Raw genomic sequence first — 19328 nt, 5'->3', positions numbered from 1 at the left:
TGACTGGCGGTCGGCGTCAGGCGCCGAGCGACTGTCCGGCGGAGCCGAGCTGCTGCGTGGCCTCGACGACCCGGGCGGCCATCGCCGACTCGGCGACCTTGCCCCACGCGCGGGGGTCGTAGGCCTTCTTGTTGCCGACCTCGCCGTCGATCTTCAGCACGCCGTCGTAGTTCTGGAACATGTAGCCGGCGACCGCGCGCGTGAACGCGTACTGCGTGTCGGTGTCGATGTTCATCTTCACCACGCCGTTGGCGACGGCCAGGGCGATCTCCTCGGGCGTCGAACCGCTGCCGCCGTGGAAGACCAGGTCGAGGGGCTTCGGGCCGGTGCCGAACTGGGCGGCGATGCCCTCCTGGATCTCGCCGAGCAGCTCGGGCTTGAGCTTGACGTTGCCGGGCTTGTACACGCCGTGCACGTTGCCGAAGGTGAGCGCTGCGATCCAGCGGCCCTGATCGCCGAGGCCGAGGGCCTCGACCACCTGCGCCACGTCACCGGTGGTGGTGTACAGCGCGTCGTTGGTGCCCTCGTGCTTGACACCGTCCTCCTCGCCGCCCACGACGCCGATCTCCACCTCGAGGATGGCGTTGATGCTCTTCATGCGGGGGAGCAGGGTCTTCGCGATCTCGATGTTCTCGGCGAGAGGCACCGCCGAGCCGTCCCACATGTGGGACTGGAAGATCGGGTTGCGACCGGCCTTGACCTCTTCTTCGGAAGCGGCGATCAGCGGCAGCAGGAAGTCATCGAGCGCCGGCTTCGGGCAGTGGTCGGTGTGGAGGGCGACCGTGATGGGGTAGTTCTTGGCGACCTCGGTCACGAACTTGGCCATGGCGATGGCGCCGGTGGCGCGGCCTTTGACGGTGTGGCCGGCGAAGTAGTCCGCGCCGCCCGTGGTGACCTGGATGATGCCGTCGGAGCCGGCCTCGGTGAGTCCCTGCAGCACGGCGTTGATGGACTGCGAGCTGGCGGCGTTGATGGCCGGGTACGCGAAGCCGCCGGACTTCGCGCGGTCCAGCATCTCGGCGTACTGGTCGGGGGTTGCGACGGGCATGTCAGCTCCTTGAAATCGGCGGGCGTTCGCCTTCACTCTAGCGAAGGGGGCTCTTCAGGTCCCGGGGGAGGGCCGTGCGTATCCGGGCGCGGGCTTGCCGTCCGCGAAAGAACCGAGGTTCCTTCGTCGCACGCGCACACGTTCCCCCGGTGCGCGCGGCATCCGCAGGCATAGGCTGACCCCATGGTGAGCCTTACTGCGGATATGAGTCCCCTGCATCCCGATCGCAACCTCGCGCTGGAGCTGGTGCGCGCGACCGAGGCAGCGGCGATCCGCTCCGTGCCGTTCATCGGACGCGGGCGGAAGGAGCTCGCCGACGGCGCGGCGGTGGATGCCATGCGCGCCTTCCTCACGACCGTCAACTTCGACGGCACGATCGTCATCGGCGAGGGGGAGAAGGACAACGCCCCCATGCTCTTCAACGGCGAACGCGTCGGCACCGGTCGCGGCCCGCAGTGCGACGTGGCCGTCGACCCCATCGACGGCACCTCGCTGACGGCGGCGGGGCGCAACAACGCCCTGTCGGTGCTGGCGGTCTCGGAACACGGCACCATGCTGGACGCCTCCACGGTCTTCTACATGGACAAGCTCGTCACCGGTCCCGCGGGCGTGGGTGTCGTCGACATCCGGCTGCCGATCGGTGAGAACATCCGCCGGCTGGCGAAGGCGCTGGAAAAGCCGGTCGACGAGATCGTCGTGTCGGTGCTGCATCGGCCGCGTCATGACCGGCTCATCGACGAGATCCGCGAAGCCGGCGCCGGCACCCGGCTGATGAGCGACGGCGACGTCGCCGGCGGGATCAACGCCGCCCGGCACAACGCACTCACCGACATGTGCGTCGGCATCGGCGGCAGCCCGGAGGGCATCGTCACTGCCTGCGCGATCAAGGCGCTGGGCGGCCACATCCAGGGCCGGCTGTGGCCGCGCGATGACGACGAGAAGCAGAAGGGCCTGGATGCCGGGTTGAAGGTCGACGGCGAGGTGTATGAAGCCGACGACCTCGTGCGCGGCAGCAACACCATCTTCGTCGCCACCGGCGTCACCAACGGCGAGCTCGTCGCCGGCGTCCGCCGGGCCCGGGACTACGTGTACACCGAGTCGGTCGTGCTGCGCGGCGCCTCGGGCACGCTGCGCCGCATCAGTTCGGAGCACCTCACCTCGAAGTGGCTGTGACGACGACGGGCAGATGCGACGCCCACCGTGGGAGCTCGACACTGTGACCTCTCTGTGACCGTTCTCCCAGGCGGGGCTCTGTCACAATGGTGAACGGTGTCGACGGCGATGCAGACCATCGTTCACAAGCCCAAGGGGATCCTCACATGAGCACTCAGGCGCAGAGCCCCAAGACCGGACAGATGCCGGTCATCGTGTCGACCGACCCGTCGCGTCGACCCGACGTGCTCTTCCGCCGGCGCATGCCGGAGGGTCACCAGATGAGTGCGTGGTGGATGATCGGCGCCTTCCTGGGCGTCTCGCTCGCCGTCATCGGCCTCATGACGTTCTTCCCCGGCGGCGTCTGACCACACCCGGACGCCGCGCGGCCCGCACCGCGCCGCTCAGTCCGGGGCGACGCGGTCGCGCACGGCGCCCACGTCGGCGGACAGCAGCGTGTCGTCGGCGACGAACTCGGGCGCCGTCAGCCGCCGCGGGGTGCCGGTGATCGCGGCCGGTGCGTCGACCGCGCTGAGCTTCGTCTCGTCGATGCCGGGGAAGCGTCGCGCCGTGACGAGCACGCGGCTCTCGAGCGAGCCCACGAGCTTGTTATAGGTGTCGACCGTGCGCTCGATGGCGCGTCGCAGGTCGTCGGCGTGACCGGTCAGCGAGCCGAGACGCTCGTAGAGCTGGGTGCCGAGGGCGAGGAGCTCGCGCGCCTCGGACGAGACATCCTGCTGCGTCCACGTGTAGGCGACCGTCTTCAGCACCGCCCAGAGGTTGACCGGTGAGGCGAGCGCCACCCGTTTGCTGAACGCGTGGTCGAGCAGAGTCGGGTCCTGCGCGAGCGCCGCCGACAGCAGCGACTCGCTCGGCACGAAGCAGATGACGAACTCCGGACTGGCATCCAGCCCCGCCCAGTACGCCTTCTTCGCCAGCGCGTCCACGTGGGCCCGGACGGCTTTGACGTGTCGGTCGAGCAGTGCGCGGCGTCGCGCCCCTTCTTCGCCCTGGGCGGTCTCGGGGATGGCGCTGGCTTCGAGGTAGGCGTCCAGCGGCACCTTCGCGTCGAGGGCGAGGGCCTTGCCGCCGGGCAGGCGGATGATCATATCCGGCCGACCGGCCCCGGCATCGGAGGTGATCGATGCCTGCAGGTCGAAGTCGACGTAGCGGGTGAGGCCCGCCGACTCCACGATGCGCCGCAACTGGGTCTCGCCCCAGACGCCTCGCGTGGCGTTGGAGCGGAGCGCCCCGGCGAGCGATTCGGTCGTGGAGCGCAGCGCCTCGTCGGACTCCTGCGCACGCCGCAGCTGCTCAGCGAGGGAGCCGTACTGGTGATGGCGCTCGCGTTCGAGGTCCTCCACCTTCTGCTGCATCGATGCCAGCGACTCCTGCACGGGCGCCAGCGCGCGCAGCACGGACTGCTCGCGGCGCTCCCGCTCATCGCGGGCTGCTTGCTCGTCACGTGCCTGCAGGCTGAGCTCACGCTGCAACGCGCGCTGCTGCTCGAGCTGCGCGCCGAGCGCGTCGCGCGCCGTCTCGGCCGCCGCGGCACGTTCCGACAACTCGGACCGGTCCCGCCCGGCGCGCTCAGTCGCCCGGGCAGCCCCGGCGAACCAGCCGGCCAGCAGCCCGGCGGCGAGGGCGACGAGGATCAGGAGGAGGAGTGCGGCATCCATCCCTCGAGAATGCCACCGGCCACCGACATCGGTGCGGCGACGCTCAGGCCAGCGCCAACGGGGCCGACACCGGCAACGACGCCGGCGGGGTCTCGGGCACGGGGATGCACCCCACCCGCAGGCCGAGTGCCGCGGCGAGGTCGGAGATGTCCGACACCCCCGCCCGCGCGGCGGCGTCGATCATGATGTGCGCGCAGGCCAGGGCATCGGCGGTCGCGTCGTGGTGCGGGAAGTCCAGGAAGCCGACGGCGGCGGCCACCGACGGCAGCCGGTACGAATCGAGCTCGTATGTCTTGCGCGCGACCTGCAGGCTGCAGACGTAGCGGTACGGCGGACACGCGTCGCCCGTGACCTCGCAGGCCCGCCGCAGCACCGTCATGTCGAATCCGGCATTGTGTGCGACCACCACGTCGGTGCCGACGAAGGCGGCGATGTCGTGCAGCTGATCGGACCAGGTCTTCGCCGCGACGACGTCGTCGGCGCAGATGCCGTGGATGCCGGTGTTGATCGCGAAGAAGCGGTCGTGCCCGGCCGGCGGGCGGATGAGCCAGCCGGCGGAGGCGACGACCTCGCCGCCGCGCACCCGGGTGAGGCCCACCGCGCACGCGGAGGCGCTGGAGGAATTCGCCGTTTCGAAGTCGATCGCGGTGAAATCCAGGGGCACGCCTCCACCCTCGCCCGGCGGGCGTCGGGCGCCCGCAGGACGCGCCGTCCGCCGCCGGATCGGCCGTCTTACAGTGGTGGCATGGCAGATTTCGGAGATCAGGCGATGTCGTTCGGTGCCGCGACCGGCCACTACGAAGCCGGCCGGCCGGACTATCCGCTCGAGGCGGTGAGCTGGCTGCTGCCCCCCGTCGCAGGTCGCGCCGTTCGCGTCGCCGATGTCGGGGCGGGCACCGGGAAGCTGACGCGGGGGCTTCGCGACCTCGGCGCGGACGTGGTGGCCGTCGACCCGGATCCCGGCATGCTCGTCGCGCTGCGGGCGGCGACCGGCGGCATCCCCGCCTTCCTCGGTCGTGCCGAGGAGCTGCCGCTGCCCGACGGCAGCGTCGACGCGGTCGTCTTCGGGCAGGCGTGGCACTGGGTGCGCCCGGAGCAGGCGTCGCTCGAGGCGGCGCGGGTGCTGCGACCGGGCGGAGTGCTGGGGCTGGTGTGGAACATCCGCGACGAGTCGGTGGAATGGGTGCGGCAGATGAGCGCGATCATGCACGGCAGCAACGCCGAGCGCATGCTGGCGGCCGGGCACCCGCCCGTGACGTCCCCGTTCGGTCCGCTGGAAGAGCGCCGGTGGGAGTGGTCGCGCATGATGACCCGCGACGAGCTGCGGGCCATGGCTTTCTCGCGCAGCTACGTGATCACGGCGCCCGATGAGGAACGGGATCGCATCGACGGCGAGCTCTCGGACCTGTTCGATGAGATCGGCGCGTTCGAGGACGAGCTGGTCGAGCTTCCCTACGTCACCTACGCGTTCCGTGCCATCAGCGCGGAGTGACCCGCGGGCCGGCCGGTACAGCGATCACGCGCGCTTGAAGCTGCCGCGCCCGAACGGCAGCACCGGTGCGCGGTACACCAGATTCGGCGCATCGTCGGGCTCCAGGGCGAACTCCGCCTGACCGAACCGCCACAGGCGGTTGAACAGGTAGACCCCGATCACGGCGGTCTCGCCGGCGGGGACTTGCCAGGTGCCGACACCCCACTGCGTCGGCTGGCCGCGCCCGCCGATCACGAGTGCGGGACGAATGCGCGCGTACAGGGCGAAGGCGGGTTTGCGGAAGGTGATCTCGATGCGACGGGATGCCGGCGGCGGCGGATCCGCGATCGGCTGCGCAGCCGGGGCGGCGGGGGAGCGGGCGTCGTGCGGCGAACTGGGCATGCTTGACGCTAGCGCGGCCGGCGGTCCGCCCGTGAACGGACGGGCCACGTCGGGGCCGGTGGGAGGATGAGAGGATGACCGCCACGCTCGTAGCCCGAGACCTCGCCGGCGGGTACGGACACCGCACGCTGTTCGACTCGCTGGATCTCACCGTCGCCCCCGGCGACGTCGTCGGCGTCGTCGGCGCCAACGGGGCGGGCAAGTCCACTCTGCTGCGGCTGCTGGCCGGCATCGACGAGCCGCAGTCCGGCAGTGTCGCCCTGTCGCCGGCGGACGCCTTCGTCGGGTGGCTCCCGCAGGAGCACGAGCGCATCGCCGGTGAGACCGTCGCGCAGTACATCGCCCGGCGCACGGGGTGTGCCGAGGCGACGCGCGACATGGATGCCGCGGCGGCCGCGCTCGGCGACCCGACCCTCGCCGCAGACCCCGCCGTCGACCCCGCCGACGCCTATTCCGCGGCGCTGGACCGCTGGCTCGCCAGCGGCGCCGCGGACCTCGACGAGCGCCTCCCGGTGGTGCTGGCCGACCTCGGCCTCGATCTCGGCGGGGCGCCCAGCGAGGCGCTCATGACCTCGCTGTCCGGCGGGCAGGCCGCACGCGTCGGGCTGGCCGCGCTGCTGCTCTCGCGCTTCGACATCGTGCTGCTGGACGAGCCCACCAACGACCTCGACCTCGACGGACTCGAGCGTCTCGAAGCGTTCGTGCGGGGCCTGCGCGGCGGCGTCGTGCTCGTCAGCCACGATCGCGAGTTCCTCGCGCGCTGCGTGACCAAGGTGCTGGAGCTCGACATCGCGCAGGGATCGAACCGCGTCTTCGGCGGCGGCTACGACGCGTACCTCGAGGAACGGGCGACGCTCCGGCGCCAGCAGCGGGAGAAGTACGACGAGTTCGCGGACAAGAAGGCGGACCTCGTCGGTCGCGCGCGCGTGCAGCGGGAGTGGTCGAGCCAGGGGGTGCGCAACGCGATGCGCAAATCCCCCGACAACGACAAGATCCGTCGCAAGGCGGCGAGCGAATCCAGTGAGAAGCAGGCGCAGAAAGTCCGCCAGATGGAGAGCCGCATCGCGCGCCTCGACGAGGTGGACGAGCCGCGCAAGGAATGGCAGCTGCAGTTCACCATCGGATCCGCGCCGCGCTCGAGCTCCGTCGTATCGACCCTCAGCGAAGTCGTAGCGCGGCAGGGGACGTTCACGCTGGGCCCCGTCTCGCTGCAGGTGAACGCGGGCGAGCGCATCGGCATCACCGGGCCGAACGGTGCGGGCAAGTCGACGCTGCTGCGTCTGCTGCTGGGGCGACAGGACCCCGATGAGGGATCGGCGAGCCTCGGCGCGAGCGTCGAGGTCGGCGAGATCGATCAGGCTCGGTCGCTGTTCGTCGGCGCCGCGCCGCTGGCCGAGACGTTCGAGGCGCTCGTGCCGCAACTGGCGTCCGGCGAGGTGCGCACGCTGCTGGCGAAGTTCGGGCTGAAGGCCGACCACGTCAGCCGCCCCGTCGACGAGCTGTCGCCCGGGGAGCGCACCCGCGCGGGGCTCGCGCTGCTGCAGGCGCGGGGGGTCAACCTGCTCGTGCTCGACGAGCCCACCAACCATCTCGACCTCGCCGCCATCGAGCAGCTCGAGCAGGCGCTGGAGACCTACGAGGGCACGCTGCTGCTGGTGACGCACGACCGACGCATGCTCGACACGGTGCAGACCGACCGCCGCTGGCGGGTCGAAGCGGGCCAGGTCACCGAGCTCTAGCGAGGGGGATGCCGCGCGTCAGCGGCCCTGGCGCTTCTTGTAGGGCTTCGGCTGGCCCTTCACGACGGGTGCGCGGCCCTTGCCCTTGGACGCCTTGGCCTTGCCGCCGGCGGCGGCGACCGGCTTCGGCGCCGGGGCGGGAGCGGCCGCGATGCGCTCCTGCGCCTCTTCGAGGAACAGCTGGCCGACCTTCGTCAGCCGGGTGCCGGCGCCGTCGCGGGTGAACAGCGCCTGCCCGACCTCGGCCTCGAGCTTGTCGATCGAGGTGTACAGAGACGCCAGGGGGATGCCGAGTGCCTCGGCCGCCCGCGGAAAGTGCAGCGCCTCGGCGACGGCGACGAACCGTTCCAGGTGCGTGATGTTCACAGGGTGCCTTCCTCCGCCGGCGGGGCCCGGCAGGATCCATTGTCTCAGCACGTGCCGACGGCGTTGGCGGGACCGCACCCCCCGCCCATAGTCTTCTCACAGAGTTGGGAGCCAGGGGGACCGATGACGACGGCGCAGGCCACGACGTTCTTCGACACGACCACGCTGGTCGAGCCGATCGATCGCAAGGCGGTGCGCAAGTACGGCCGCGACCCGAGCACGGGAGACCGGGTGGCATGGGGCTGCGGCACCGTCACGCTCGTCATGCTCGTTACGCCGTTCCTCCTGGCCTTCCTCGCCGGCGGCATCGCGTTGACGGTGTTCCTCGCCGAGGCCGCGGGGCCGCGGGCGGCGGTGCCGGTGGGCGGGATGCTGGGGCTGTGGGTCCTGCTGATGACCGCCGGCATGGTCTCGTCGGCGCTGCGCACGCGTACGGAGAACGAGCGCGCCTATCGCCTGCGCCGGTTCGCGGCCGCGAATGGCATGGAGTATCGGCGGACGGGCGCCGTGACGGACAAACCCGGCATGCTCTTCCCGCGCGTGCGCTCGCGGTATGCGCAAGACGTCGTGAGCGACGATCGTGGCAGGGTGATGGAGATCGGCAACATCCGCTGTGAGGGGCGTGCGCTGATCGGACGCACGCGACGCTGGGGGTACCTCGCCCTCCGCCTGGACACCCCGCTGCCGCACATCGTTCTCGACGCGGTCGGCAACAACAGCCTCGGCGATTCCAGTCTGCCGGTCGGCTTCAAGGCAGCGCAGCGGCTCAGCCTCGAGGGCGACTTCGACCGCGCGTTCCGCCTCTACTGCCCGGCGGGATACGAGCGTGACGCGCTGTATCTGTTCACCCCCGACATCATGGCGCGCTTCATCGACAACGCCGCCGAGCTCGACGTCGAGATCGTCGACGACTGGATGTTCCTCTACCGGCGCGCCGACCTCGCGACGCTCGATCCCGCGACGTGGGAATGGCTCGGAAGTGTGCACGCCGCGATGACCGGCAAGCTGGCGCAGTGGGAGCGCTGGCGCGACGGCCGGGTCGCGACCGCGGACGATGACGCCATCCCGCTGCTGCGTCCTCCCCGTGGCGTCGCCGTGCCGGGGCAGCGCCTGCGTCGCACCCTGCCCTGGGCCACGATCCTCCTCGCCGCGGCGAGCATTGTGACGGTGTATCAGGCGTTCAGCGCGACCTGACCGGTCGGGTCCCACACCGGTCGCCGCGTAGACTCGATGCCCGTGGCTCTTACCATCGGAATCGTCGGACTGCCCAATGTGGGCAAGTCCACCCTCTTCAACGCACTGACCAAGAACCAGGTTCTCGCGGCGAACTACCCGTTCGCGACGATCGAGCCGAACATCGGGGTCGTGAACCTGCCCGACCCCCGGCTCGAGAAGCTGGCGGAGATCTTCCACTCCGAGCGCATCCTCCCGGCCGCGGTGTCGTTCGTCGACATCGCCGGCATCGTGCGCGGCGCGAGCGAGGGGGAGGGGCTCGGCAACCAGTTCCTCGCGAACATCCGCGAGGCCGACGCGATCGCGCAGGTCGTCCGCGGCTTCGCCGACGACGACGTCGTGCACGTCGAGGGGGCGGTGAACCCCAAGAACGACCTCGAGACCATCAATGCCGAACTGGCGCTGGCCGACCTGCAGACCCTCGAGAAGGCGATCACCCGCTACGAGAAGGAAGTCCGCGGCAAGAAGGCCGACCCCGTCGTCCTCGAGACGGCGCTCGCCGCCAAGGACGCGCTCGAGCGCGGAAAGCTGCTGTCGGCATCCGGCATCGACCTCGCGCCCATCCGCGAACTCGGCCTGCTGACCGCCAAGCCCTTCATCTACGTCTTCAACGTCGACGAGGCCGTGCTGACGGATGCCGCACGCAAGGCCGAACTCGAAGCGCTCGTCGCCCCCGCGAAGGCGGTGTTCCTCGACGCGAAGATCGAGTCCGAGCTCATCGACCTCGACCCCGAGGATGCCGCCGAGCTGCTGGCGTCCACCGGTCAGGACGAGTCGGGCCTGGACCAGCTCGCCCGCATCGGCTTCGACACGCTGGGCCTGCAGACCTACCTCACGGCCGGTCCCAAGGAGGCCCGCGCCTGGACGATCGGCAAGGGCTGGAAGGCGCCGCAGGCCGCGGGCGTCATCCACACCGACTTCGAGAAGGGCTTCATCAAGGCCGAGGTCATCTCGTTCGACGACCTGGTTGCCACCGGCTCGGTGGCCGAGGCCCGCGCGAAGGGCAAGGCGCGTCTCGAGGGCAAGGACTACGTCATGCAGGACGGCGACGTGGTGGAGTTCCGCTTCAACGTCTGAGTAGGGTCCATCTGCCGCGTAATTCCGCGGAGTGTCAGGCTGTGGGTCCGGTTTCGTCCGCAGAGTATGTCGCCGTTCGCATAGGGGAACTCGACCGTTCATTTTCCAGGGCGGGCTATGCGGGCACTGATCCTCGATGCCCATCGCGAACCTGATCTCAGCGTGAGAGTGCACGGTGGACGACCCGGTCCGGGCATGTGGTTCGGGGTTACAGTTCGAGCGTGTGCCACAGCGCTCGTTCGCCGGTGTCTAGATCTCGGGCACTGAAGCGGCGGCCCTCGTAGAAGCACGGGGCGTCAACAACGCCTCCCTAGGTTGTTCTCGATCGGCGAAGCGCGAGTAGCGGCTGCGTAGGCGAGGAGCCGATCGACCATCGCCGTTCTGTGGCCCTGCTTCAGTCGGCTGGCGGCCGTCCCAGGCTCCGAGTACGGTGAGCCCATGCGAAGCCAGGCGGAATGTCGCTCGGGGCTTGCCGGCGCTTGGGAGGCTCTAGCGCACCGGGTGTATGAGTCCCGTCGTGCGCGCGCCTACCGCCGCGGACCGGGACGCCCTATGCGACCGCTGTCTGACGGCCCGCGGTCACCCGGCCATCGCGGGCACACGGGTGCAGCTCCGGTGGTGTGAGGCTGCGAAGTCGCATAGAGACGCACTTCGAGCCTTTATCTGCACCGACCCCCCACGTGAGCAGTACGAGAGGGGCCGCGGACGCTACCACCCGGTTCAGTATGAGTTCGACGTTCAGTCAGAGGTGCACAAGCTACGCCCTCGGCGGATGCCAGAGCGGCAACTCCTTGGGTTCGATGGGGACGGCATCCTTCGCGCGGTAATTACCTACGTCATGATCGAGGCGCGAATCGAGGAATACGAGCTCGTCGAAACCGGCGACCAGGTATTCGTTCGGCTTGTCGCCTGCGATCAGTCCTGCCGTGGGCAGAGGCTCGCCGGGCAGGCCTACGCAGCCATGTTTGCCGACCTTGAGTCGCTGGGTTGGGTCGGGGGGTTCGAAGTCGAGGGCAACATTCATCGGGACAACGGGGCCAGCAAGAAGGCGTTCGCCCGCGCAGGCGCAAAGTTTGTCTCGGTTGCGGCCGGCAACCATGAGATCTGGAAGATCGTCATCCACTAGACGCCGATCGACGCGAGCAGGCACGTTCCGGTCGTTGTCGGACGCGGGTGCACCCCGCTGGCGCCGCTTCGCCTCCGCCTCTCCGCACGCTTGGGTACCGGCCAGCGTGCGCGCGTACCCCACGGGCGCGGAGGTGTCGGGCATTATGGGCGTGTGAGCGATCTCGAGGACCTTGTCCCTCCGCATGAGCCCGCAGAGGACGCGATCACGTTCGCGGGGCGCGCGGCGCTGTCGCTGATTCCCGCGATCGGGGCGCTCGCATCGGAAACACTTGCCTACGCCCTCGAAGCTCGCCAGGTTCAGCGCCAGCACGAGTTCAATGTGCAGATCGCCCGCGCGCTCACCGAGACGATGCGGCGAATCGATTCCGCTGCGATCCTCGAGGATGTCGTTGGTTCGGATGATTTCATCGCTGGTGTCACGCGCGCTCAGCGAGCTGCAGCCGAGACCGCAAGCGCATCGAAGCGACAACGTCTAGCCGCGGCCGTCGCGAATGGCGGCGGTTGGGCTCCGTTCTCAGCAAGTGAGCGGGCGCAGTTCGTCCGCCTTGTCGAGGATTTCGAGGAGTTGCATGTTTGGCTACTGCACTACTTCCAGAATCCCACGGAATGGCTTCAGGCTCGGGGCCTGTATGAGCAGCACTCCCGAATCTCCTCCGGCGGCATCGATGGCCCTCTCGGGGCGGCACTCGGCATGCGCCAGAGCGTATGGCGAGAGTCAGTCACACAAGCCGTCGCAGACCTCGACCGTGCCGGACTTGCTTCAATCCCACTGACCACCATGATGAGCCGGAACGGGATCTTCCAGCCCCGCACCTCGCCAAAGGGCGAACGATTCCTCGAGTTCATCAACGAATCCGACCATGTCGCTGCGGAACCACCTGCATCGATCTAGTTGGACGAGTTGGCGAACCGGCGGTATGCCGCTCGTAGGCGAAGAGCGAACACGCGCATCCGGCGCCCGAGTGCCGACCGACATCTGCGCGTGACCGACTGTCTTACGGTTGGCTTCATCCGGTGCGATGGTGGCCGCATGGAGATCATCGAGTGGTGGCCGAAGCTGGACTCCGATGCCAAAGGGTGGCTCATCGCCCACAACGGCGAAGCGGTGTCGCCGGAGGTGATGAGTAAGATCGCGACGGCCGGCGGCGCTGTGACCTCGAGCGGGTGGTGGGTCGGCGAGTCAGGACCCGATGGCTTCTTCCTCTCCGACGAAGCAGTCGACTGGATCGAGACCGCCGCGAACGACGAACCCGACTGATTCGCGCGCGACGGAGGACCGACTTTCGGTCAGGTGAGTAGCGCGGTCAAGTCCCGCTACTCACTCCATGCGGCAGTGTTCGACGACCGGTCGCACCGTATCTTGATGCCATGCACTGTTGGCGCCGAACCGTCGCGCTCGTCCTCACCGTGCCAGCGATGACAATGAGTGGCTGCTACATGAGCCCACCTCCGCCTGCCGGTTGCGTTCCAAGGATCACGATCAGCCCAGCCGTGGCCTCTCCGGGCGACACGATCACGCTCGAATCGGACACCAGCTGCGACGACCCGCTTCCCGATGGTGGATGGATTGTGCCGGCGGCCCACACCGGCTCGGCGGTCGTACATACGCAAACTACGAGCGACGATCAGTTCGACGGTTCCTTCGCTGCAACCCTGGTTCTGCCTGCGGACTTTCCGCACGGCCAGGCCTACGCGGGAATCGAGAACTGGGACTACTCGTTCTGTGAGGGCGCTGGCAGTGGCGGCTGCGCCAGCGCGACCGGCGAATTCATGGTCCGGCCCTGAATCGAGATGTGCCGTACCGGGACCGGCAATCGGTCGCACAATTAGTTTCGAAGTCCCGCGCCCTCTATCTGGTTGCGCCGCTGTGGACTTTATGCGGCTTGCTCGGGGCTGGCGGGTTCCGCGCCGTCTGGCCAGGCTGCCAGGCACACCTTGTTTCCCGACCGGTCGGCGAGGATCCATCCGCTGGGCGCCTCGACGGATTCAACCACCCGGCCCCCCGCGGCCACTGCCGCGGCGACGCGAGCCTCGATGTGCTCCTTGGCCAGCGAGACGTCGATGTGCATGGCGTGAGTGAGGGGCTTTGAAGGGTCCAACTCCTGCATCCATACCGTTGATCCCTGACCGAGCGGATCGATGCAGTTGTCCTCGTGCAACGGCGCGTATCCCAGCACCGCTCGCCAGAACGGCAGATCGATCGCGTCGGGCATTGCTGCGACAGCGACCTGCACCTCCTGTACCCGGGCCGTGTCGGCGACCGCACCGTGGTCGCGGGCGATGGTCGAGATCTTCCTAGCCACATCAAGGTGCGACCGTTCGGTTCCCCACATCTCGCGAGTCAGCTTTACCGTGAGACGGTCCGAGACCGCTGTCAGCAACGTGCGCGGGCCGAGCCCTGGGATCTCCGCCACGGCCGCCGCCAGCCGCGCAGCCTCCTGGAGCGAGCCCACCTTGAACACGGCGGTCGGGCCACCATGAAGAATCACCCAGTCATCGACGCCTTCGCCGGTGAGGAACGCACGCCACCCGTCTTCGCTCATGGCGATCACCCTACGCGCGCGGCGCCGCGCGCGGGAGCGCGCCCGCGGGCAGACCGCCCGTTCATCGACCGTTGTCCGCGCCGCGAAAAGCCAGCGCTCCCAGCACTCGGGAGCGCGATGATCGATCGTCAGTGCGCTCGAATCAAAGGGATCGTCACCTGGGTGTTGGCAGGACGAAAGTTGCCGGCTAGACGAACAAGCTTGCGGTGAGGTGCCCAGCCTACGTCACGCGACTCCGCGTACTCGACGGTTTCGACGAACAGCTCGAACCCTCGTTCGCCTCGCTCGCGGGAAATCCAGGCGAGGACTTCCTCCACCGAGTCGGCATCAGAGACTCGCTGCGGGTTGTGCTGCGCCGGCGTTTCAACATCGTCCCCAGTCCAAAAGCACACCCAGTAGACGAATGCGTCCTCCGACTGCGCTTCGAAGAAGGACTCGTCCCACTCGGCTTGCATCTGACCTCCCGGCTCACTCCGACGCTATCGCGCGCAGCCAGAATGGCGCCCTGAAGCCGCCACGTTCCTAGCGGGGTCCCTCGTTGGCCGCTGCCGGACCCTTTTATATTGCTTGGCGCAGCGCTCGGCTCAATCGCGTGATCGCGGAGTCCACTTCCAACCTTCCCGCGTCCTGGAATGAACCCATTCCACCTGCAAAAAGGCGGAGGGCATCTCTGGCAGCCGAACGCAGCTCTTGCGGACTGGTGATGCCCGTGAACTGCAACTCGAGCCGCTCGGCAGATTGACTCCGACGTGGATCGTCGTCGCGGATGGCGGCAGAGCGCAGCTGCGCGATCGCGCTCTGGATCTCTTCGACTCTCTCAGCTACGGACGGCATGACCACACGCTATTCGACCGAACCAGTCGAAGATCGGACCCCCGATGACCGGTCCGTCGCGCGACAGCTTCCGTACCGTAGACGGATGCTCTGCCGGCAGCGGGGCTCCAGATTTCGGATCACCTGCTGGCCGTCACTGTTCGCCCGTGCGGGGTGGCTCGGCGACCAATCACAACTTCATGATCCGTCATCCGCCGCGGATGGGATCGCCGACTCATCTGCAATCATTGCGTGCTGCAACCGCCGGAGTCGTCGTCGGGCGAAGTCTTGGGCACGCGGACCTGATCCGAGGGCCCGGGACGAGACCGCGAGCACGATCCGCGTCGCGGTGACCACCGGGAGAGGTGTGCGCCGGAGACCGAGGAGCTTGCGGTACCGCCGGGGAAGGCTCGCGACAGCAGCGGCGAACAGCACGCGATAGGCGAGTCGCATCGATCCGGTGAAGGGGACGTCGCGGAGGAATCGAACGACCTCGGCGACGCGCGCGTCAGAGACCAACTCACCGCGGTCGAGGTACGCATCCATCCGCGACCGCAAAGCGGCCTCGGTCTCGGGCGGATCGGCGACGTGCATCAGCCGACCGGCCTGCGCCCATTCGCGCACGTACGCGTCGGCACCGCCGGGGAGCGGGCCGCCCCAGCGCTGGTGGGCGCCGAGGAATGCCTCGGTGAAGGCGAGGTGGACCCATTCCACAAGCGCCGCGTCTGACGCCGAGTACGTGCGCGGTCCGGCATCCGTCGAGTAGGTGCCGGCAACCCTTCGATGAAGACGACCCACGCGTGCCGTTTCGGCGTGCGCCTGCTCGGTCGAGCCGTAGGTGACGCAGATGATCCAGCGCACCGTGCCCGTGAGGCGTCCGATGGGATCCTCCCGATAGCGCGAGAAGTCATGGACGCCTGCCATCGCGCCCGGATGCAGTGCCTGGATGAGGAGTGCCCGGATGCCGGCGACGAACGTCGCCGTGCCGGCGTGCACCGTCCAGACGGCGCCGCCGTCGGCGAAGTAGCCGCGATCGTCGCCGTCAGCCAAAGCCCGCACCCAGGAGGGCGTGCCATCGGGATCGCCCGCCAGCGCTGAGAGGAGCCGCGCGCGCAAGGGAATCCGAGTCACCGTTCAAGCGTGTCACGGCGCCGTGATGTGTGCACCCAACGAATGGGTCGAATGAACCAGCCGACATCGTGCTGTTCGAGAGGCTGTTCGGCTGCGTGTCGTGATGGAGTTCCGCTCCAACAACTGACCCCCGGCCGGTCGTTGAGCGAGCGCATTTCCCGGTCGTTGAGCGAGCGCAGCGAGACGAAACGTCGAACGCAAGGAAGAGACCGCACCGTGAGCGGCGAAACCGCCTCGCGAGCCGACGGCAAGACGCTCGGTCCCTCGCATCCCGATGCAGGGTACGCGCTCACCCGGGTCCTCTACGAGAAGCGGGGGTTTCTGCCCCTGGAAGAGACGGGCCTCTGGGGGAGGCCACGCCGTGCCTGATCATGGTGAAACCGCTCGGGTGGGGACCGCAATAGGGGGATCCTCGTGTGTAAGTTCCTTCCGTCCCGACAGAATCGGGCCGCACAAGTCGGGCACCGCGCTCCGGTGCCGGAGAGAGTGGGTGCAGAAGGGGGAGTCGCCGTGATCGAGATCCTCAACCGCCTCGTCGATGCGATCGAAGAGGGCCTCGATGAGGACCTGGACGTCGATGCGCTCGCCGCGGCGATGGGAACGACGGGCTACCACGCACGCCGCATGTTCTCGTCGCTGGCAGGCATGCCGGTGTCCGAGTACGTGCGGCGACGCCGCATGACCGTCGCTGCGGCGGACGTGGTGGGTGACGAGGCCCTGCTCACGATCGCGGTTCGATACGGCTACGGCTCGGTCGAAGCGTTCGGCCGGGCGTTCCGTTCCGTGCACGGCGTCAGTCACGGCCACGTCCGCCGGGAAGGTGGCCCCCTTCAGAGTCAACCCCAGCTCAGGTTCCGCCTGACCGTCGAAGGGAGCACCCCCGTGGATGCCCGCATCATCGAACGACCCGCCTTCCGCCTGATCGGGCACGCCGCCCGCGTGCCGCTGATCCACGAGGGGGTCAACCCGCATATCCAGCAGCACATCGCGTCGCTGCCGGCCACGGCGCACGAGCGCCTGAAGCAACTGAGCGGCACCGAGCCCTCGGGACTGCTGCAGGTCAGCGCCGATGTCGACCCCGACTACACGGAGGGAAGCGAACTGACGTATCTGCACGGCGTGGCGGTCGATGCTGCTGCCCCCGTGCCGGATGAGCTCGACGCCATCGACGTCGAGGCGGGGCGATGGGTGGTCTTCCGGGCGGCGGGTCCCTACCCGGCCGCGCTGCAGCAGGCGTATGCCGCATCCGCCACGGAGTGGTTTCCCTCGAACCCGTGGCGGCTGCGTCCCGGTCCCTCGATCGTCTCCGTGCTCGACCGCGCGCCCGACTTCACCGAGGCCACCTGCGAACTCTGGCTGCCCATCGAGCGCGCCTGAGTCCCGGTCCGCACGCTCGGCGAACGGTCCCCGGGACACGGCGGCCGCGGCTCACGCGAGCCGCGCCCACCGCCCCTCCGAAATGACGTCGGTGGTCCCGTCCACGACCTGGATCGCGGTCTCGTCATCCATGACGTAGGCGGGGACGCCGATCGCCGCGGCCCACCGCTCGGCGGCATCCATCGTGTTCGTGGGGAAGACATCGAGGTGCGGGAAGATCGAGAAGTCGACGACCCCCAGCGTCGTGTCGTCCGGCGCCGACGGCCACTCGACGAAGAAGTCACCGATCCGCGGGGTCAGCACCATGCTGCCGGCGCTCACCCCGACCCACACCGTCTCGGAGAGGGACGGGAGCAGCTCGGTCAGTCCCGACTCGCGCATCCAGTGGGCGAGGTAGGTCGCGTCACCGCCGTCGACGAGCAGCACGTCGGCGCCGCGCACCCATTCCTCCCAGCGCTCCCGCGGAACGGTGGGCAGCGCCGTCAGCTCGAGTAAGCCGACCGACCGCCAGGGCAGCGAGGTCATTCCGCCCGATGGCGGCATCCCGCTGACGAAGCTGCGGGCCGAGACGGGTCCGCACAGCGGATGCCCCCACTGGGCGGTGGGGATGCAGAGGGCGGAGGAGTCCTCGATGTCCTTGCCGAGCAGGCCGACGAGTGCGGCGCGGATGCTGTCGTTCGTGACCCCGCCGGAGGTGAGGAGAAGCTTCATTGTGGCTCCCGTCGAGAGGTGGATGCCGATGCTACGTCGGGTGCGCCGGTGCACCCAGTCCCTGCCGTGGTCCGTCGCCGTGGGACGATGACAGTATGTCTGTGCACTTCCTCACCGGCGCCGGCTCCGGCATCGGCGCCGCCCTCGCGGCACGTCTGCATGCGCGCGGGGACGATCTCATCCTGCTCGCCCGTAGCGAGGCACGCGCGGCGGAACTCGGCGAACGGTTCCCCGGAGCGCGGACCGTCGTCGCCGACCTGGCCGCGCCGGGCGAGATGGCCGCGGCGCTCGCCGCGCAGGAGCTCCCCACCCGGCTGGACTCCCTGCTCCACGTCGCGGGCGTGGTCGACCTGGGCCCCGTGGCCCACCTCACCGTCGAGAAGTGGATCTCGCAGCTCGAGGTGAACCTCGTCGCCCCGGCGGAGCTGACCCGGCTGCTGCTGCCGGCGCTCCGCGCGGCGAAGGGACAGGTGCTGTTCGTCAACTCCGGCGCGGGCCTGCGCGCGGCGCCGGAATGGGCGGCCTACGCGGCATCCAAGCATGGGCTCAAGGCGCTCGCCGAGAGCCTGCGCGCCGAGGAGGCCGCCCACGGCGTGCGGGTGTCGTCGGTGTACCCCGGGCGCACGGCGACGGCCATGCAGGAGCGCGTGCACGAGCAGGAGGGGCAGCCCTACGAGCCGGCGCACTTCATCGATCCCGAGTCGGTCGTGACGAGCATCCTCACCGTGCTCGACCTGCCGCGCGACGCGCAGATCCCCGACCTCACGATCCGCCCGGGCGTCTGACGCCGGCTGCCCATGCCGTTCACCCTCGCCGGGCCCGTCCACAGCGAACTGCTCATCAAGAAGAGCCGGTTCCTGGGGTGTGTCGAGCCGGTCGCGGGGCGTGACGAGGCCGTCGCCCGCGTCGAGCAGCTGCGCACCGAGCATCCCGACGCGCGGCACGTCTGCTGGGCGCTGATGGCCGGTGGCCACTCGGCGGCGAACGACGACGGCGAACCGAGCGGCACGGCCGGCCGCCCGATGCTCGAGGTGCTGCGGCACCAGGAGCTCGAGGGCGTGCTGGCGACCGTCGTGCGCTACTTCGGCGGGGTGAAGCTGGGCGCGGGCGGCTTGGTGCGCGCGTACACGGATGCCGTGGCGCGGGCGCTCCTCGGCGCCGAGCGCGTGCCGCTGATCCGCACGCGGGTGTTGCAGGTGACCGTGCCGTACGCGTTCGAGGGTGCGGTGCGCCGCGAGCTCGACGCGCACAGGGCGGTGCTCGAGCAGGTGCAGCACGGAGTCGACGTCGAGCTGACGCTGCACGTGCCCGAGGACCAGGCCGAAAGCCTGCGCAGCCAGGTCGACGAGGTCTGCCAGGGCCGGGCCGAGTGGGGCTGAGCGGCCGCAGGGAGGCGCGATGACGACCCAGGGTCTAGCGTGGGTCGGGAGCGGAGCCGCTCGCTGACCGGGGGAGAAG

At 69.2% G+C, this 19328-nt stretch carries 22 protein-coding genes; 13 read left to right on the top strand and 9 right to left on the bottom strand.

The annotated features are described in order from the left end of the window. Positions 1–16: 16 nt before the first annotated feature. Positions 17–1084, bottom strand: coding sequence for a class II fructose-bisphosphate aldolase (gene fbaA / locus QNO14_RS09080; RefSeq protein ID WP_257496074.1), 1068 nt, complete (start codon positions 1082–1084; stop codon positions 17–19). Positions 1085–1231: 147 nt separating this feature from the next. Between fbaA and glpX the strand changes: the two genes are divergently transcribed. Continuing rightward, positions 1232–2221: a class II fructose-bisphosphatase gene (glpX, locus tag QNO14_RS09075; protein WP_257496075.1), complete on the top strand. Its 990-nt coding sequence runs from the start codon at positions 1232–1234 to the stop codon at positions 2219–2221. 146 nt (positions 2222–2367) lie between these two features. Further along, entirely contained in the window at positions 2368–2568 is a 201-nt protein-coding gene (locus tag QNO14_RS09070) for a UDP-N-acetylmuramyl pentapeptide phosphotransferase (protein WP_257496076.1), read from the top strand. Positions 2569–2604: 36 nt separating this feature from the next. Here the strand turns inward: QNO14_RS09070 and QNO14_RS09065 are convergent, their stop codons facing one another. Both QNO14_RS09065 and QNO14_RS09060 read right to left on the bottom strand, forming a co-directional pair. Further along, positions 2605–3879, bottom strand: a complete 1275-nt coding sequence (locus QNO14_RS09065; RefSeq protein ID WP_257496077.1) for a DNA recombination protein RmuC — start codon at positions 3877–3879, stop codon at positions 2605–2607. Between the two features lie 43 nt (positions 3880–3922). After that, positions 3923–4543, bottom strand: a complete 621-nt coding sequence (locus tag QNO14_RS09060; RefSeq protein ID WP_257505012.1) for an exonuclease domain-containing protein — start codon at positions 4541–4543, stop codon at positions 3923–3925. Between the two features lie 81 nt (positions 4544–4624). Between QNO14_RS09060 and QNO14_RS09055 the strand changes: the two genes are divergently transcribed. After that, positions 4625–5371 carry a class I SAM-dependent methyltransferase gene (locus tag QNO14_RS09055; protein ID WP_257505011.1) on the top strand — a complete coding sequence of 249 codons (747 nt, stop codon included), beginning with the start codon at positions 4625–4627 and terminating at the stop codon, positions 5369–5371. Positions 5372–5395: 24 nt separating this feature from the next. On the opposite strand, the gene QNO14_RS09050 is transcribed toward QNO14_RS09055, so the two are convergent. Further along, entirely contained in the window at positions 5396–5752 is a 357-nt protein-coding gene (locus QNO14_RS09050; RefSeq protein ID WP_257505010.1) for a hypothetical protein, read from the bottom strand. Positions 5753–5826: 74 nt separating this feature from the next. Between QNO14_RS09050 and QNO14_RS09045 the strand changes: the two genes are divergently transcribed. Further along, on the top strand, positions 5827–7491 hold the full coding sequence (locus QNO14_RS09045) for an ABC-F family ATP-binding cassette domain-containing protein (protein WP_257505008.1): 1665 nt from the start codon (positions 5827–5829) through the stop codon (positions 7489–7491). Between the two features lie 18 nt (positions 7492–7509). On the opposite strand, the gene QNO14_RS09040 is transcribed toward QNO14_RS09045, so the two are convergent. Then, the gene (locus QNO14_RS09040; protein ID WP_257505006.1) at positions 7510–7857 is read right to left on the bottom strand and encodes a LysR family transcriptional regulator; all 348 of its coding nucleotides are present in this window, start codon (positions 7855–7857) and stop codon (positions 7510–7512) included. 123 nt (positions 7858–7980) lie between these two features. On the opposite strand from QNO14_RS09040, the gene QNO14_RS09035 reads away from it, so the two are divergent. From QNO14_RS09035 to QNO14_RS09010, 6 genes are all read left to right on the top strand, one after another. Further along, positions 7981–9051, top strand: a complete 1071-nt coding sequence (locus QNO14_RS09035) for a hypothetical protein (protein WP_257505005.1) — start codon at positions 7981–7983, stop codon at positions 9049–9051. Positions 9052–9093: 42 nt separating this feature from the next. Then, on the top strand, positions 9094–10167 hold the full coding sequence (gene ychF, locus QNO14_RS09030) for a redox-regulated ATPase YchF (RefSeq protein WP_257505004.1): 1074 nt from the start codon (positions 9094–9096) through the stop codon (positions 10165–10167). 772 nt (positions 10168–10939) lie between these two features. Continuing rightward, complete coding sequence (locus QNO14_RS09025) at positions 10940–11293, top strand: hypothetical protein (protein WP_257505003.1); 354 nt, start codon at positions 10940–10942, stop codon at positions 11291–11293. Positions 11294–11446: 153 nt separating this feature from the next. After that, positions 11447–12187 carry a hypothetical protein gene (locus tag QNO14_RS09020; protein WP_257505002.1) on the top strand — a complete coding sequence of 247 codons (741 nt, stop codon included), beginning with the start codon at positions 11447–11449 and terminating at the stop codon, positions 12185–12187. Between the two features lie 138 nt (positions 12188–12325). After that, positions 12326–12553, top strand: coding sequence for a hypothetical protein (locus QNO14_RS09015; protein ID WP_257505001.1), 228 nt, complete (start codon positions 12326–12328; stop codon positions 12551–12553). A 233-nt stretch (positions 12554–12786) separates the two neighbouring features. After that, positions 12787–13080 (top strand): hypothetical protein, encoded by a 294-nt coding sequence (locus QNO14_RS09010; protein WP_257505000.1) that lies wholly within the window; start codon positions 12787–12789, stop codon positions 13078–13080. Positions 13081–13169: 89 nt separating this feature from the next. Here QNO14_RS09010 and QNO14_RS09005 read toward each other — a convergent pair whose 3' ends face one another. From QNO14_RS09005 to QNO14_RS08995, 3 genes are all read right to left on the bottom strand, one after another. Continuing rightward, on the bottom strand, positions 13170–13838 hold the full coding sequence (locus tag QNO14_RS09005) for a VOC family protein (protein ID WP_257496085.1): 669 nt from the start codon (positions 13836–13838) through the stop codon (positions 13170–13172). Between the two features lie 128 nt (positions 13839–13966). Next, positions 13967–14293 (bottom strand): hypothetical protein, encoded by a 327-nt coding sequence (locus tag QNO14_RS09000; RefSeq protein WP_257504998.1) that lies wholly within the window; start codon positions 14291–14293, stop codon positions 13967–13969. A gap of 556 nt (positions 14294–14849) precedes the next feature. Continuing rightward, complete coding sequence (locus QNO14_RS08995; protein ID WP_257504996.1) at positions 14850–15782, bottom strand: oxygenase MpaB family protein; 933 nt, start codon at positions 15780–15782, stop codon at positions 14850–14852. Between the two features lie 510 nt (positions 15783–16292). Here QNO14_RS08995 and QNO14_RS08990 point away from each other — a divergent pair. Beyond that, the gene (locus QNO14_RS08990) at positions 16293–17159 is read left to right on the top strand and encodes an AraC family transcriptional regulator (RefSeq protein ID WP_257504995.1); all 867 of its coding nucleotides are present in this window, start codon (positions 16293–16295) and stop codon (positions 17157–17159) included. A gap of 51 nt (positions 17160–17210) precedes the next feature. Here QNO14_RS08990 and QNO14_RS08985 read toward each other — a convergent pair whose 3' ends face one another. Further along, positions 17211–17870 (bottom strand): Type 1 glutamine amidotransferase-like domain-containing protein, encoded by a 660-nt coding sequence (locus QNO14_RS08985; RefSeq protein WP_257504994.1) that lies wholly within the window; start codon positions 17868–17870, stop codon positions 17211–17213. Positions 17871–17965: 95 nt separating this feature from the next. Between QNO14_RS08985 and QNO14_RS08980 the strand changes: the two genes are divergently transcribed. Next, positions 17966–18655: an SDR family oxidoreductase gene (locus QNO14_RS08980; protein WP_257504993.1), complete on the top strand. Its 690-nt coding sequence runs from the start codon at positions 17966–17968 to the stop codon at positions 18653–18655. A gap of 12 nt (positions 18656–18667) precedes the next feature. Then, entirely contained in the window at positions 18668–19249 is a 582-nt protein-coding gene (locus QNO14_RS08975) for an IMPACT family protein (RefSeq protein ID WP_257504992.1), read from the top strand. Positions 19250–19328 lie beyond the last annotated feature (79 nt).

This window comes from Microbacterium sp. zg-Y625, from assembly GCF_030246925.1.
Taxonomy (GTDB): domain Bacteria; phylum Actinomycetota; class Actinomycetes; order Actinomycetales; family Microbacteriaceae; genus Microbacterium; species Microbacterium jiangjiandongii.
The sequence above is the reverse complement of the archived record's forward strand: the minus strand, read 5'-3'. Positions and strand labels throughout refer to the sequence as shown.

Coding starts and splice junctions, on each gene's coding strand:
- QNO14_RS09000 (WP_257504998.1), bottom strand. CDS start 14,293: ATGCAAGCCGAGTGGGACGAGTCCTTCTTCGAAGCGCAGTCGGAGGAC.
- QNO14_RS09045 (WP_257505008.1), top strand. CDS start 5,827: ATGACCGCCACGCTCGTAGCCCGAGACCTCGCCGGCGGGTACGGACAC.
- QNO14_RS09025 (WP_257505003.1), top strand. CDS start 10,940: ATGCCAGAGCGGCAACTCCTTGGGTTCGATGGGGACGGCATCCTTCGC.
- QNO14_RS09055 (WP_257505011.1), top strand. CDS start 4,625: ATGGCAGATTTCGGAGATCAGGCGATGTCGTTCGGTGCCGCGACCGGC.
- QNO14_RS08975 (WP_257504992.1), top strand. CDS start 18,668: ATGCCGTTCACCCTCGCCGGGCCCGTCCACAGCGAACTGCTCATCAAG.
- QNO14_RS08985 (WP_257504994.1), bottom strand. CDS start 17,870: ATGAAGCTTCTCCTCACCTCCGGCGGGGTCACGAACGACAGCATCCGC.
- QNO14_RS09035 (WP_257505005.1), top strand. CDS start 7,981: ATGACGACGGCGCAGGCCACGACGTTCTTCGACACGACCACGCTGGTC.
- QNO14_RS09070 (WP_257496076.1), top strand. CDS start 2,368: ATGAGCACTCAGGCGCAGAGCCCCAAGACCGGACAGATGCCGGTCATC.
- QNO14_RS09065 (WP_257496077.1), bottom strand. CDS start 3,879: ATGGATGCCGCACTCCTCCTCCTGATCCTCGTCGCCCTCGCCGCCGGG.
- QNO14_RS08980 (WP_257504993.1), top strand. CDS start 17,966: ATGTCTGTGCACTTCCTCACCGGCGCCGGCTCCGGCATCGGCGCCGCC.
- glpX (WP_257496075.1), top strand. CDS start 1,232: ATGGTGAGCCTTACTGCGGATATGAGTCCCCTGCATCCCGATCGCAAC.
- QNO14_RS09050 (WP_257505010.1), bottom strand. CDS start 5,752: ATGCCCAGTTCGCCGCACGACGCCCGCTCCCCCGCCGCCCCGGCTGCG.
- QNO14_RS09015 (WP_257505001.1), top strand. CDS start 12,326: ATGGAGATCATCGAGTGGTGGCCGAAGCTGGACTCCGATGCCAAAGGG.
- QNO14_RS09005 (WP_257496085.1), bottom strand. CDS start 13,838: ATGAGCGAAGACGGGTGGCGTGCGTTCCTCACCGGCGAAGGCGTCGAT.